Here is a 14261-nt window from a genome sequence, read left to right as displayed (position 1 = left end):
GGCGACTGGGACCAGGAAATTCCACCCAATTTTATTGCTGATTATGCCGAGCATGTTAACCTGTCGGAACGAATTGGTGGCTTGCGTGTGCAAAGGAAAAGGAAAGCGTTCGAATTTTATGCGCGGCGCAATGCACAACAAGCCATGGTTCGGCGCAACAGGATGACCGCATAGGGTGTTGCCGTAGAAGGTTCGCGATGGAGTAGGCAGATGGGCAAAGCAACCGCACCAACCCCAGGACAGGGTTCTTTGACGGAGATTCAGGAATTTGCTTCCTTTCCGGCAGGGACCCAGCGTTATATTCGCCGCGCGTTGGATATTGGGTTGGATCGGCATGACGCAGTGGTGCGTTGGTCGCGCGATGTGATGGAAGAAGCCAATATTCGCGCACAGGCTAGGCTGTATGAACGATTGGATCTGATCCGCGCCCATGCCCCAAAAGACAATGGCATTGATGTGCTGGAGCTGTTTTTGGCCCCCTTGATCAGCGTATCGGCCTTTGATCTGGCGCAAGGGCGGCTGAATGATTTTGCGGCTTATCGTTTTTTATACGAGCGTTTGCTGGGCGCACGGGCACGGCCATGGTTGCCGGCGGCCTTTTGCGGGGCGGCTTGTTTGCCGCATCTTCACCCAGATCTGCGCCGCCGCCTGCTTCAGTCCATTAGCGAAGCGGCGGCGACCGCAACAGGTTGGTCTGGGCGTGAGCCCAGCTTTTTCCCGCAGTGGGTGGACAAAGTGGACGAAGCGCGGTCCGCAACCGACGGATTATAAGCCCCAGACAAGCGACGGAATTGCGGATGGTCATAGACCTCCGCCGACGGGCAGCGCCGCCATGTGACGGGGGAGGTCCCCCGTCTTGCGGCGGGGCTTAGGTCAGCACCTTATATAGGCCAAAGCTGCTGGTGGCGGTCAGGATAATACCCACCAGAACAAGCAGGGTTTTCGGGTTGAAGCGCTTGGCCAGCAAGGCCCCCAAAGGCGCCGCTGCCACGCCGCCGATAATCAGGCCCAATGTGGCGCCCAAAATATCATCAATACCCAGATGATAGATGAAGGTGGCGGACACGGAAACGGCTAGAATAAATTCCGCCGTGTTCACGGTGCCGATGACTTTGCGGGGCTCGCCGCCTTGGACCAACAGATTTGAGGTCACGACCGGACCCCAGCCGCCGCCGCCAGCGGCGTCCAAAAAGCCGCCCAGCAGACCCAGCGGAGCCACGACCTTGGGCTTGGCGAATTTAGGTGGGTAAAAGAAACCGCGCACCAGCAGCCACAGGCCGATCGCGATCAAATAGGTCAGGATGAAGGGCTTGACGACATTGCCGTCCAACGACGACAGGATCGTCGCACCAGCAACGCCGCCGATCACGCCGGGAATTACCAAGCGCCGGAACAGCGGCCAGTCGATATTTTTGTGATAAAGATGGCTGAGGCCAGAGGCCGCGGTCGTGAAAATTTCCACCACATGAACACGCGCAGATGCCGTTGCGGGGGGGACACCCAACACGCCAACCAACAGCGTGTTACAAATGACGCCAAAAGCCATGCCCAATGCACCGTCTACCAATTGGGCGGCAAATCCTATCAGGATGAAGGGTAATAATGCCGTAAAGTCAAAGGCGGCCAAATCGATCATATTTTCATCCCAACTTTTTTAGTAGAGAACAGCTAGCCGCTTGAGCCGCAACATTGCCAGTAAATTTTTTTTGGGGGGGGTGAAGGTAGCAGGGCATCACCCTGACATAGGCGGTTGGCATAGAAAATGGCATCATGACGGTGTCATCCCTTGCGCGTGACGGGGGGATTGGGCTTTTAGATCAGCGAAGACCCATAGATTCCCACTGTTTCGGCAGGTTTTCCTGCATATAGTCGATGAAGGCTCGTAGTTTCGGCATCACTTGCTTGCGTGACGGATAATATAGGAACAGGCCGCTGGTACTGGTGGCAAATTCGGTTAACAGAAATTCCAACTCTCCTGCTGCGACCAATGATTTGACCACTGGTTCTCCGACGAATCCAATAGCGACGCCCGCTTTCATCGCCACTACCATGCTATTCATATCATTGACGATGACGGGTCCCGTGACATTCACTTCAAAAAAGCGATTGTCGGCTTGGAAGTTCCAAGGTGTCATGCCCAAAGAGGCCGCACGATATCTGATGCAGCGGTGATGGGCCAAATCTTTGGGGGTTTGCGGACGGCCATATCGTTCGAGGTACGACGGCGCAGCCGCCGCCAAAAAGCGAAAAGGGGTGCTCAGCCGGATAGCGATCATGTCCGCTTCCAATGCTTCGCCAAGGCGCACACCCGCGTCAAAACCGCCCAAGTTTAAATCTGACAGCGCATCATCGGCATAAATTTCCAGTTCGATGTCGGGATAGGTTTCGCAAAATCCGGCAATAATCGGTGCGAATAAAGGTTCGACTGCGCCGCGCATCAGGTTGATTCGCAGACGTCCGGTTGGCCTATTTCCTAAATTTCGAACAAATTCATAGGCATCATAGACATTGCTATAGGTTGGGCCGACCCGTTCCAAAAAGGACTCGCCAGCTTGGGTGAGGCCGACACTGCGTGTGGTGCGCATGAATAAAGGAGCGCCGACGCGATGTTCCAAATTTTTAATGCTTTGGCTGATCGCAGATGGAGACACGCTCAGTGCCTTGGCGGCAAGAGAAAAGCTTCGCATTTCCGCAACTTGCAGAAATTCTTCAATACCGTCGAACAGGTTTGATTCTATTGTTAAGTTTTTCTTCAAAGCTCTTAAATAATATATGCGCTTAACAGGTGGGGCAAGCCTTGCTAATTGGTTTTCGAATGAAACTGATAGGGCTCTCCTCATGCTGAATAAGTTTTTGAATGGAAAGAATATTTCCGCTTTCGCCGCTGGTGCTTTGGCATTGTCGGCGGTTGTCGCCACCCCTGCGTTTGCAAATGCAAAAGACTATCGCTGTGGTGCCTTGGCCGAACAAGCCAGTGCCGCTGCCGATTCCGCAGACGCTGATAAGCAAAAGGTTGCCAAGCGTTTTGTGACCATCGGTAACAAGCTGTGCGAAGCGGGCAATGGCCGCGATGCCGCCAAGCAATATCGTTCGGCGCTGCGCAGCTTGGGCGTAGCAGAGGCTGCGCCTGCTGAATAAGCTGCGCTTCTCAGCAACCCATTAAAAAAGGCGTCATCCCCGAAGATGACGCCTTTTTTAATGGCTTCAGCCCGATGCTGCCATGCGGGCCGCAATCTTGTGATTCTTCGCGCCGCTAGGGTCAGGACCCTAGGGTCTGGCGTTGTTGCTGGGCGGCGGGGGCGCGGTTTGTTTGGGTGCGGCTGTTTGCTTCGGCGCAGCAGGGTTGATTGCCACGCCGGACACGCCTTGGCCGTTCAGCCGCACGTCGACCTGATTGCCCTGAATTTCGGTGCTGATCACCGCCTCTCCATTTTCGATCGACACATTGGGCATGCCAACGCTGGGCGGAATGGAAAGGCTAGGCAAAGGCGGCAGATCCGATGAATCCAGCGGCGAAATCGGTCCATCGCTGTCTTTCTTGGGCTGACGCACAGCGGATTTTCCAGCCGCGCCATTCATGAAATCGCGCCAGATATGGGCTGGCAAGCCGCCGCCGCTGATGCCGCGCAGCGGTTGATTATCATCGCGGCCAACCCACACGCCAACCACCAGATCATTGGCATAGCCGATGAACAGCGCATCGCGGTTTTCCTGACTGGTGCCAGTTTTGCCATAATTGGCAACGCTAAGGCGGGCTGCACGGCCCGTGCCGCGATTGACAGCCGCTCGCAGCAATTGTTCCATATCATCATGCACGCGTGCGCCAAAACGATCGGGACCCCAAATCAATTGTTCAAACCAATTGAGCCGCTCGCTGGGAAAGGCGCGGGGGATGACAGGGTGGGCGTTGGCCGCCACGCCGGCATAAGCCGCCGTCAATTCCATCAAGGTCATGGCCGAAGTCCCCAAAGCCAAGCTGGGGTCATTTTCCGCCAATGGCGATGTCACGCCCAAATCGCGCGCGGTGCGGATGACAGCGCCGTCGCCCACTTGTTCCATCAAGCGCACAGCGGCGACATTGCTGGACCGCGCAAAGGCTTCTTCCAGCGTGATATCGCCGGAATAGGTGCCGCTGGCATTTTTGGGGCGATAATCCCCGTCGCTGAACTCGGCGTTGGAAATGCGATCGTCGGGCCGCCATCCAGCGCGCAGGGCGGCCAGATAAACGAACAGCTTGAACGTAGACCCCGGCTGTCGTCGGGCCTGTGTCGCGCGGTTAAACGGCGATTTATTATAATCATGGCCGCCGATCATGGCGACCACTTCGCCATTGGGACGCATGGCGACCAGCGCCACTTGGGCCCCGCCTTGGCGCGCCTGTGCGGTGGCGCGGCGGGCGATGGATTGCAGACGGGCATCCAAGGTGGTGGTAATGGTTTGCCGTGCATAGCCGACATCGCTCAGCTTGCGCGCCTCGGGCAAGGCCCAGTCGGCGAAATAGGTGCCGGTGGGCAGGCTGCCACGGGCGCGGACGTCAACCGCAGGGGGGCGGATATTATCGGCTTCGGCCTGTGTTAAATATCCCGATGCGACCATGGCGCGCACGACCAATTCCATGCGTTTTGCGGCCAAGTCATAATTGCGGGTGGGGGCAAGCCGCGATGGTGCTTGCACCAAACCCGCCAACATGGCCGCTTGGGCCTTGGTCAGATTTTCCGGTTGGCGATAGAAATAATGCAGCGATGCCGCGCGCAAACCATAAGTATTGTCGCCAAAATAGGCGTTGGATAAATAGCGTTCGAGGATTTCATCCTTGGTCAGCCATGCTTCCAACCAAAAGGCAATCAGCGCCTCCCGCGCTTTGCGGGTCATGCTGCGCTCCGGCGACAAAAAGGTGAATTTCGCCAATTGCTGGGTGATCGTGCTGCCGCCTTGGGTGCGGCCGGTGGTCACATTGCTCCATAGGGCGCGGGCGATGCTGCGCGGGTCAATGCCCCAATGGGAGTAGAAACGGCGATCCTCAATGGCCATGAACGCTTGTTTGACATGGTCGGGCAGTTCCGCCGCCTTGACGGGCTTGTCCACCACGGCACCGCTGCGAGCGATGGGGGTGCCGTCGCTGGCCAGCAAGGTGATTTGTGGCGGGGCAATAGGCTCGAGCGATTTCGACAGCGGAGCGGTGATGGTGAGCCACGCCAGAAGCGCCAAAAGGATGAAAAACAGCACCCACGCCATGGGCTTGGCCAGTTTTAAGAGCCGCCGACGGCGGCTGATGGGGGCGTTCAGTTCGGCTTCGTCCGCAAAGGGCAGAGGCGACACAGCAAAATCATGCTGGGATGAGTGGGAAGGGGGATGCGCGTTCATGAGTCTCTAGCGTCTTATATCGGCAATACAGCATTTGCAATGCGGTGGGGGAGGCGCCACGCGGGACCCGTGTCGCAAGGACGCAAGATCGCCGGATATAAAATTCAGCCGCTTTTCACCCACAAAATATTGGGCAGCCGAACTGGAACAAAGAGGTGATATCAGGACCGGTTGTGATGGACCATGGGACTGGCTGGGATGCGGGTATTAGGTCCATATTGGATGGTAAACGCGCTTAATTATCAAAAAATATCGTTGAATATCGGTAAGTAATTCCCTGATTTTTGTGGATTTATAGAATAATATTAAAATCTTTGGCATAAAATTGCGCGATTGATTTCATTGGACATTTTTTCGCAATCTCCTTTGATGTCCGGAACGACGCTAATGTCATTCTGGCGGGCAGCAGTAGGATGAAGACGTTGCAACCAACCGGCCGGAACCTGTCGAGCCGTATCATATTGATGACTATGTTGGCGTCTATTGGCGTTCTGCCGCCCCATGTGGCGGCCCAAATGGTTTCTGCACCGGTTTTGGGAATGGAACAGGCGGTCCAGCGGGCGATTGACTGGCACCCCAGCGTCGAGGAAGCGGTTGGCCGTTTGGCCGCCCAAGCCGAAGAACGAAATATCGCGAAGGCCGGTTATCAACCGCGTATTACCGCAGGCGTTGGTTCGGACGTCGCACGCGGCGGGCAAGATAATCGCTGGCGGCCGCGTGCCAATATCAATGCTTCGCAGATGATTCATGATTTTGGCAAGGTGGGAAGCGATGTCCGCGCCGCCGAAGCAGGGGACCGTGTTTATCAGGCGCGGCTATTATATGCGGTGGATGATCTGTCGCGCGAAACGGCGCAGGCGCTGATCGAGAATCAACGCGCCGCCATGCTGCGCCGCGTTGCCGAGGACCAGCTTGCCGACCTGCGGATGATCGAGGAAATGGTCGACCACCGCTATAGGCGCGGGGCGGCCACCAAGTCTGATGCTTTGCAAGCCAAGGGCCGCGTGGGCGGCGCAGAGGCTGATATACAGCGCATCGACAGCGAGGTTTTGCGGTGGCGGGGCACATTGAGCAATTTGGTCGGCCAGACTGTGGATGGGGTCGACCCCGATGTTCCGGCTTGGTTGACGCCTGTCTGCGCCGCTGGGGTGCCTGTATGGGAAGATGTACCCGCCATCCAAGAAGCGCAGGCGGAACGCGACCGTGCCTTGGCAGGATTTGACCGCAGCAAGGCTGACCGTATGCCGACCATATCCCTAGAGGCTGGCGCGACGGGGGATGTGCATGAACCTTGGTCCAACCGTGCCGATTATAATATCGGCATTCGCGTTAATTCCAGCCTGTTTAGCGGCGGTGCATCCACGGCGCGGGCGCGCGGGGCGAGCCATGCCCTGAGCGCCGCCAGCGCGGCTGAAAGCCGGATTAGGTTGGAAATTCAGCGCGTTTTTGGTGAATTGCAGGAAGATATGATCGGCCGCCAAAATGTGCTGGAAACGTTGAAAATTCGCGAAGCCGATATGCGAGAAACCGGTAGCCTGTATCGCCTGCAATATTTGGAGATGGGCACAAGGTCGTTGGTCGATTTGTTGAACGCCCAACAGGAATTGCATCAATTGCGATTCAGCATCGTCAACACACAGCATGATATTCGCCGGACCCAGACCGAGTGTCTTTTTTATTCGGGCGCGTCGCGGGACCGTTTTTCACTGACCGGTAAGCGGTTGCGGGGGGTAATCTTATGACCGCCATTTTGGCTGACGCAGCGCCGCAAAGCTTGCATCATTCCTGGATTGCCGCCTTGGCCGAGGCCGCGCGCCATTATCATCTGGCCATCCCCCGCGAAACCATTCGGCAATATAGCGCGCAAATGGGTGCCAGTGCGGGCGATGCGGGCGATCATGACGTGATGCAAACGGCCCAGCGCATGGGGCTGACGTTGGAATATCGCCCGCCGGATGCGCAATTTCCCGAATTTAACAAATTGCCATTGATTGCGGAATTGGACGACGGTTCGGTCATATTGCTGACCAGTTTGAACAGCGATGGCGATGTGCTGTTCCAAATGCCATTGCTGGACCCACAAGGCCGCGCGGCCCCGCAAAATCAAATGCCGATGGACCAGCTATTCCCGCGCATTCGCCGTTTCGGCGCGGCGCGGCCCACACGGTCGGCGCCCGATGCACGGGTGGATGCTTATATTCGGCCCTATCAACAACATTGGCTCCGCCGCATTTTGATGCAGGATATCCGCTTTTACGCCAATGTGTTGATTGCGTCGTTGCTGGCCAATTTGCTGGCCTTTGGCAGCGTGGTTTTTTCGATGCAGGTTTATGATCGGGTGGTTCCGGCCCAATCATTCCCGACCTTATATATTTTGTTTTCCGGCGTCATGTTGGCGCTGTTTTTCGAATTCATGCTGCGCCGCTTGCGCATGACGATCATCGACGTTTTGGGCAAGCGGGCCGATTTGATCATGTCCGATCGCGTGTTTGGGCGGGCGCTGCGCATCCGCAGCGAAGCACGGCCCAAATCCACCGGCACCTTTATTTCGCAATTGCGCGATATGGAACAGGTCCGCGAAATGCTGACGTCGACCACGGTCGCGGCCATCGCGGATTTGCCATTTTTCTTGCTGTTCCTGTTGCTCTTTTGGGTCATTGCGGGGTGGCTGGTGCTGGTGCCGCTGGGCGCGCTGATTTTGCTGGTGCTGCCGGGGGTGCTGATGCAGCGCCGCTTGCATGGCTATGCCAGCGAAGGGATGCGGGAAAGCTCGCTTCGCAATGCGATGTTGGTCGAAGCGGTGCAGCGCATTGATGATATTAAGATGCTGCAAGCCGAAGCGAAATTTGAACAGCAATGGAATATGACCAACGAAACCACATCGCAGGTTTCGTTGAAGCTGCGGCAATTGACCAATATACTGACGGTGTGGACCCAGACGGTACAAACCGGAACCTTTACGGTCATCATCCTCTTTGGTGCGCCGATGGTGATGAAGGCGGATATGACCACGGGCGCGTTGGTCGGGGCGTCGATTTTGGGATCGCGGATGTTGGCCCCCTTGGCCCAATTGACGCAGGTTTTCAGCCGCTTGCAACATGCCAAGGTTGGAATCAACAGCTTGAACAGCATTATGCAATTGCCAGTTGATTCCCCCGATCAGGAACAGCGCATCGCCTTGCCCATATTGCGCGGGGAATATCAATTGCGCGGCGCGCGTTACCGTTATGGCGATGAAATGATGCCCATCGCTTTGTCGGTCCGCCATTTACACATCCGGCCGGGGGAGAAAATCGCGCTGCTGGGCCGCAATGGGGCGGGGAAATCCACCTTGCTGCAAGCCTTGTCGGGCCTGATTACGCCGGTATCCGGCGAAGCCTTGTTGGATGATCTGGCGATGCATCAAATTGACCCTGCTGATGTGCGCCATGGGACGGGCTATTTGTCGCAAGGCAGCGCATTGTTCCACGGTAGCATCCGCGACAATTTGGTCATGGGTGCGCCCCGCGCCAGCGATCAGGACATATTGGCTGCACTGAGTATGGTGGGGGCCGATGCCTTTATTCGCAAATTGCCCAATGGCCTGTCCTATCCCGTGATGGAGGGGGGCAAGGGCCTGTCGGGCGGACAAATACAGGCCTTGCTGCTGGCCCGTATGATCATTCGCCAACCCAATATCGTCTTGTTGGACGAACCGACCGCGTCGATGGACGATATGGCCGAACGCCAGTTCATTCGTCATTTTCAGCGCTGGGCCACCAACCGGACGGTGGTGGTCGCCACCCATAGGCCACGTGTGCTGGACATGGTGGACCGCATCATCATGCTGCAAAATGGCGAGATTGTCATGGATGACAAAAAGGAGTCTGCCTTGGAACGGATGCGGGGGGCAATGCCATGAAAACCGCAATGAATCAGTGGTTTTCTGTATCGGACGCGCCCAGCGCTACGTCCGCCAGCCAGCCTTTGCGCCATGCCCTGATTTTGCTGTGGACCATCGGTGCGCTGATTTTGGCGTTCATCCTATGGGCTGTTTTTGCGGACTTGGACGAAGTGGCAACGGGCGAGGCCAAGATCGTCCCCAGTTCGCGCGAACAGGTGATCCAGTCGCTGGAAGGCGGCATCGTCGCCGAAATGCGCGTGAAAGAGGATCAAATTGTCGAGGCAGGCGAAGTGCTGGCCCAATTGGACCCGACCCAAGCGGGGTCGACAGCGGATGAAAGCGCGGCCAAATATCGCGCTGCCTTGGCGGCATCGGCCCGCCTGCGCGCCGAGGTAAGCGGTGCGCCCGTGCGTTTTTCGCCGGAACTGGATGATTTCCCCGAGTTGAAGGCCGAGGAAATGCGTCTGTATGAAACCCGTCGCCGTTCCTTGGCCAGCAGCATGACCTTGATCGACGAGGCGCTGGTGCTGCTGCGCCGCGAAGTGGATATTGGGCAATCCCTGATTGATGTGGGGGCCGCCAGCAATGTCGAGGTGCTGCGCCTGAAGCGACAACAAGCGGAATTGGAACTGCGCAAGGCGGATGTGCAGTCGCAATATATGGTGGAATCGCGGGAGTCGCTGGCCAAGATGGATGAGCAGGTGGAATCATTGGCCCCTGTGGTGCGGGGCCGCACGGACACGCTGAATCGCTTGACCGTGCGTTCGCCGGTGCGCGGTATCGTCCGCAATATCGAAGTGTCGACGGTGGGCGGGGTGGTGCCACCCAACGGCCGGATTATGGACATTATTCCGCTGGATGACCGCTTGCTGGTCGAAGCGCGCATTGCACCGCGCGACATTGCCTTCATTCACCCTGGCCAGCGCGCCACGGTCAAGGTCACGGCCTATGACTATGCCATCTATGGCGGGCTAGAGGGCAAGGTGGTCAGCCTGTCACCCGATACCATCCGCGACGAAGTGCAACGCGAAATCGTCTATTACCGCGCTTATATTCGCACCAACAAAGACGCATTGGTCAACAAAGCGGGCAAAAGCTTTCCGATCACCCCCGGCATGGTGGCCAGCGTCGATGTGCACACGGGTTCCAAAACCGTGATGCAATATCTGTTAAAACCGTTCAATCGGGCGCGCGAAGCCTTGCGCGAACGATGATTAGGACGAGCAGCGTATCGCGCTTTCATTGCTGCCATGGCTTTGCAACTGGATGCTATCACCCGATGGCGACAGGCGCATGATGCCATAGATTTTCTGACCGTCCGGCAGCGTGAAAATGGTCAATATTTCCGTGGCATTTTGGTGCCGCCGCGCTGGTAACATCATCGGCTTGCCCGATTGCAGCATCGCCAAGGTAATGCTGGGTGGCGGTGGAACGAAAATTTGGACAGCCGTCAGCTTTTGCTTGGCGATAATCGCTTGATCGGTGACCAGAAAATTATCTTTCGCGGCGGATTGGCCGCTGCTGTCGTCCCAATATTGGGGTGCCAGACAGCCGGCCTGATCCTTGGCCCAATGACCCCGCATAGCGGGCGGGATCAATATGCGGTCCAGTGGGATATAGGTTCGCCGTGCATTCATCGGGCCGGTGATCAGCGCCCCATTGCTTTCGATGCGAATGCCCAGAATTTCCGGCTTGGTGGGCAATGATGAGGTGATACGGGCCGGTGGGGGGCCGTCGGGCACGATCACCACCATGGGCTGGGGATCGTTGGTGCTTTGCGTCGCGGCAGCCATGGGCGCGATGCTGGCCACAGCGAAAGCCAAGGCAAGGCTGGCGGCCATGGCACAGGCGGAACGGCTTTGGCGCGCTGGGTGGCTGTTGGCTGGGCCGACCGAGATAGGCTGCGTCAAATCATGCGTTCCTTTGTCGATAGAATTACGGCCTATATCCGTAGTGCGTGGCCTATAGCGCCTAGGCTGCGCGCCAACAGTGGCGGCGATCACGGCCACCACTGGACGTTGCTGTCGACGGATTGCTGCGCCGTTTAATCTTCGGTGTCGATGCCCTGATATTTCAGTTGCAGATAGCGTTCACGCGTCGCCAGCTTGTCCATCTCGCCAGCCGCCAAATTGCGCGCGGCATCGCCGATTTCGCGTTCCAGCATTTGCAGTCCGCCGACCAATGTATCGTCGGGGGTGCGGCCCGCATGGGCTTCTTTGCGCAAGCCCGCCGGAATGCGCTGATAACCCGACACCAATTCCGGCAAATCATCGCCGACCAATTTGCGAATATGGCTGGCGGCGGGGCTGTTGGCTTCCAAGCTTTGCAACTGCGGCGCCAGCAGGTCGAGCTGCACGCCGATATTGTCGATCAACTGCCGCGCCGGTGGCGGCAGGGCAGGGCGCTGGGCCTCCAACCAAATTTCGGTGCGGCCAGCCAATTGCTTCAAATCCGTGCGCGGCAGGTCTTCGCGGCGCGGTTCCGGAAAGGCGGGATATTTGCCAAAGACAAAGGCCGCCGCCGCCATCAACAGCAACAGCGACAAAAATCCCATTATGCCCAGCGGCTGGACAAAGGTGCCGAATAACACACCCGCCACCAGCAACGCGCCCATGGCTATCAACATCCGGCCCACTTTTTTGGCCACATGTTGATAGCGCAGCGCTTTGCTTTTCGTGCCGACGGGCCGCAGCCGCTCGCGCGACCGTTCAATTGCTTTTTCGCTCAATTGGATGATTTTATCCGTTTCGCTCATCAACCGGGTCAGCCTTCTAGTGCGGCCAATGGGCTGTCGGCACCGCCAACGCTATTTTGCGCCTGTGATGCCCCCTCGGCGCGGGCGATATAGCCCTTGGACTTGGCCACTTCGCCTTCCAATGTGGTGACGGTGGTTTTCATCGTGTCCAGCGCCTTCAGCTTGAACGTGTCGATGGCATCCATCGTGTCGTAAATATTTTGGAAAGCGCGCGACAATGTTTCCATCGGAATGGTGCTGGATGCCGCCTGTTCATGGATGCGGGCGCTATTGTCCTTCAGCATTTTCGATGTGCCATCAATGATATTGGCGGTGGTGCTGTTCAGCGCGGTGATCTGTTCCAACACCAATTTTTGGTTGGTCATCGCCTGTGCCACAGTGATCGCGGTTTTCAGCGCGCCGACGGTGGTGGTGCTGGCGCGGTCCACGCCCTTTACCAATTCGACATTGTTTTTCTTGACCAAATCCAGCGCCAAATAGCCCTGAACCGTCACCGCCATTTGGGTCAGCAAATCTTGGGTGCGCTGGCGGGCATAAAAAAGCGCATTTTCGCGCAGCAGCTTGGCCTTGGCGGGGTTGCTATGGTCCAGTTCGTCCGCTTTGGCTTCCAGCTTTTCGTCCAATGTGCGGGCGATGTGGATCATCTGTTCCAGCTTGCCCATGGATTCCCACATTTTGCGGCGTTCCACGTCAATGGCGGCATTGTCCATCAACAATTCGTCTTTGCCATTGGCCAGCGCGGTCAAAATCGCGCCAATATGGCTTTGCGCGCTTTTATATTGGGCGAAATAATTGCCCACTTTATTGCCAAATAATTTGCTGAAAAAGCTGCTTTTGCTGACTAGCTTGCCATTGGCGGACGGGTCCAGTTTTTCAACGGTGGTGCGCAGTTCGATCAGGTTTTGACCAATGTCGGTGTCGCGGTCCATCGCCTTGATTGGCCGGTCCAAAAAGCGGTTGCTGTGGCTGGCGGCGTCCAGCATTTCTTTGCGGCCCATATTGGTGATTTGGTCAATGCGCTTGCCAAATTCGGGCGAATTTTCGTCTTGGGCGATCAGATCGTCGATAAAACCGTCGACGCGGGTTTCCAATTGGCTGCGCTGTTCGGTCGACAGCGGAACAAGGCCCGCCGCCTTTTCGGGTGTGACGGTGGGCAAGGGGTCGGGCGGGGTCAAATTCAGCGCATCCGTGGTGGTGGCTGTTGCGGTCAATCCTTGGTCGCTCATAACTCGTCCTTAAAACCCATATTGTTTGCGAATATGGCAAGACAATCTGTATTATTCAACCATCACACCGACAGATTATGCTGATGTGCGCGCCAGTTGCGGGGCGATCCATGCCGAAATGACCAATTGCAGCGTGTGATAAATCAGGATGGGGACCAGCACCATGCCCGCAACCGCAGGGGAAAATAGGGTCGCGGCCAGCGGCGCGCCAAAAGCGATGCTTTTTTGGCCGCAGGCAAAAAGCATGGAAATCCGGTCTTCGCGGGGCAGACGAAGGCGCTGGCCCAGCCACCATCCGCCACCAAAGGCAAAGACCATCAACGCGCAGATCATCCCGCCGATAATCAACAATTCTTGGGCTTGTAGCTTGTCCCAAATACCCGCCATGACGGCGGCAGAAAAAGCGACATAGACGGCGATGCAAATGGTGGTGCGGTCCATGAAGGTGACAATGGGTTTATTCGCCAAAGCCCAAGGACGCAGCCATTTTTGTGCGAACTGCCCCGCAATGAAGGGCAATAACAGGATGGATACAATGCGCATCACACCATCAGCATGAATATCGCCCGCGCTGCCCGCTAGGGCCGCGAACAATAAGGGCGACACAAACACCCCGCTGATGTTCAATATACCCGCCGCCACCACGCTGGCCGCGACATTGCCGCCCGCCAAGCTGGTCGCTGCGGTGGCGGACTGTACGGTTGATGGCAGTACGCCCATATAAAGAAAGCCCAGCGCCACGGCGGGCGGCAACCATGGCTGCGCCACCGCCTGTGCCGCGACGCCGGCGGCCGCCATCACCCCAAAGCAAAAGAAGAAAATCCCGCCCTGCAACCGAATATTGCGAATGCCAGCGATCACTTCATGGCGCGGCAAGCGCACGCCATTCATGAAAAACAAAATGATGAAGGCGATGGTCGAAACGGCCGCCGCGATCGGCAAGCCCGCGCCATGAACCGGAAAGAGGCTGGCGGCCAACAAGACCAACAGCAAAATCGGGACCAGACGGTCGGGAAAGATTTTGGCTAGCATA

At 57.1% G+C, this 14261-nt stretch carries 12 protein-coding genes; 5 read left to right on the top strand and 7 right to left on the bottom strand.

Features of this window, described 5'->3' with window-relative positions; translation table 11 throughout:
- Nucleotides 1-210 precede the first annotated feature (210 nt).
- Nucleotides 211-771, top strand: a complete 561-nt coding sequence (locus LKO31_RS10930; RefSeq protein WP_227690555.1) for a hypothetical protein — start codon at nucleotides 211-213, stop codon at nucleotides 769-771.
- A 97-nt stretch (nucleotides 772-868) separates the two neighbouring features.
- Here LKO31_RS10930 and LKO31_RS10925 read toward each other — a convergent pair whose 3' ends face one another.
- Both LKO31_RS10925 and LKO31_RS10920 read right to left on the bottom strand, forming a co-directional pair.
- Nucleotides 869-1636 (bottom strand): sulfite exporter TauE/SafE family protein, encoded by a 768-nt coding sequence (locus tag LKO31_RS10925; protein ID WP_227690554.1) that lies wholly within the window; start codon nucleotides 1634-1636, stop codon nucleotides 869-871.
- Between the two features lie 181 nt (nucleotides 1637-1817).
- A complete protein-coding gene (locus LKO31_RS10920; RefSeq protein ID WP_227690553.1) occupies nucleotides 1818-2756 on the bottom strand; it encodes a LysR family transcriptional regulator in 939 nt (312 codons plus the stop codon).
- Nucleotides 2757-2838: 82 nt separating this feature from the next.
- On the opposite strand from LKO31_RS10920, the gene LKO31_RS10915 reads away from it, so the two are divergent.
- Nucleotides 2839-3138, top strand: coding sequence for a hypothetical protein (locus LKO31_RS10915; RefSeq protein WP_227690552.1), 300 nt, complete (start codon nucleotides 2839-2841; stop codon nucleotides 3136-3138).
- Nucleotides 3139-3267: 129 nt separating this feature from the next.
- Here LKO31_RS10915 and LKO31_RS10910 read toward each other — a convergent pair whose 3' ends face one another.
- A complete protein-coding gene (locus tag LKO31_RS10910; RefSeq protein WP_227690551.1) occupies nucleotides 3268-5364 on the bottom strand; it encodes a transglycosylase domain-containing protein in 2097 nt (698 codons plus the stop codon).
- Between the two features lie 413 nt (nucleotides 5365-5777).
- Here LKO31_RS10910 and LKO31_RS10905 point away from each other — a divergent pair, with 413 nt between their 5' ends.
- The 3 genes from LKO31_RS10905 to LKO31_RS10895 are packed head-to-tail and all read left to right on the top strand — an operon-like array spanning nucleotide 5778 to nucleotide 10461.
- The gene (locus LKO31_RS10905; RefSeq protein WP_227690550.1) at nucleotides 5778-7106 is read left to right on the top strand and encodes a TolC family protein; all 1329 of its coding nucleotides are present in this window, start codon (nucleotides 5778-5780) and stop codon (nucleotides 7104-7106) included.
- Complete coding sequence (locus LKO31_RS10900; protein WP_227690549.1) at nucleotides 7103-9265, top strand: type I secretion system permease/ATPase; 2163 nt, start codon at nucleotides 7103-7105, stop codon at nucleotides 9263-9265. Before LKO31_RS10905 ends, LKO31_RS10900 begins: the two co-directional genes overlap by 4 nt.
- Complete coding sequence (locus LKO31_RS10895; RefSeq protein WP_227690548.1) at nucleotides 9262-10461, top strand: HlyD family type I secretion periplasmic adaptor subunit; 1200 nt, start codon at nucleotides 9262-9264, stop codon at nucleotides 10459-10461. The genes LKO31_RS10900 and LKO31_RS10895 overlap by 4 nt, the downstream gene beginning before the upstream one ends.
- Here the strand turns inward: LKO31_RS10895 and LKO31_RS10890 are convergent, their stop codons facing one another.
- The 4 genes from LKO31_RS10890 to LKO31_RS10875 form a co-directional block, all read right to left on the bottom strand.
- Nucleotides 10462-11157, bottom strand: a complete 696-nt coding sequence (locus LKO31_RS10890; protein WP_227690547.1) for a hypothetical protein — start codon at nucleotides 11155-11157, stop codon at nucleotides 10462-10464.
- Nucleotides 11158-11291: 134 nt separating this feature from the next.
- Nucleotides 11292-12002: a hypothetical protein gene (locus LKO31_RS10885; protein ID WP_227690546.1), complete on the bottom strand. Its 711-nt coding sequence runs from the start codon at nucleotides 12000-12002 to the stop codon at nucleotides 11292-11294.
- A gap of 8 nt (nucleotides 12003-12010) precedes the next feature.
- Entirely contained in the window at nucleotides 12011-13228 is a 1218-nt protein-coding gene (locus tag LKO31_RS10880) for a toxic anion resistance protein (RefSeq protein ID WP_227690545.1), read from the bottom strand.
- A 75-nt stretch (nucleotides 13229-13303) separates the two neighbouring features.
- Entirely contained in the window at nucleotides 13304-14260 is a 957-nt protein-coding gene (locus LKO31_RS10875; RefSeq protein ID WP_227690544.1) for a bile acid:sodium symporter family protein, read from the bottom strand.
- Nucleotide 14261 lies beyond the last annotated feature (1 nt).

Origin of the sequence: Sphingopyxis yananensis, assembly GCF_020687785.1 — a bacterium.
GTDB classification, from domain to species: Bacteria; Pseudomonadota; Alphaproteobacteria; order Sphingomonadales; family Sphingomonadaceae; genus Sphingopyxis; species Sphingopyxis yananensis.
The sequence above is the reverse complement of the archived record's forward strand: the minus strand, read 5'-3'. Positions and strand labels throughout refer to the sequence as shown.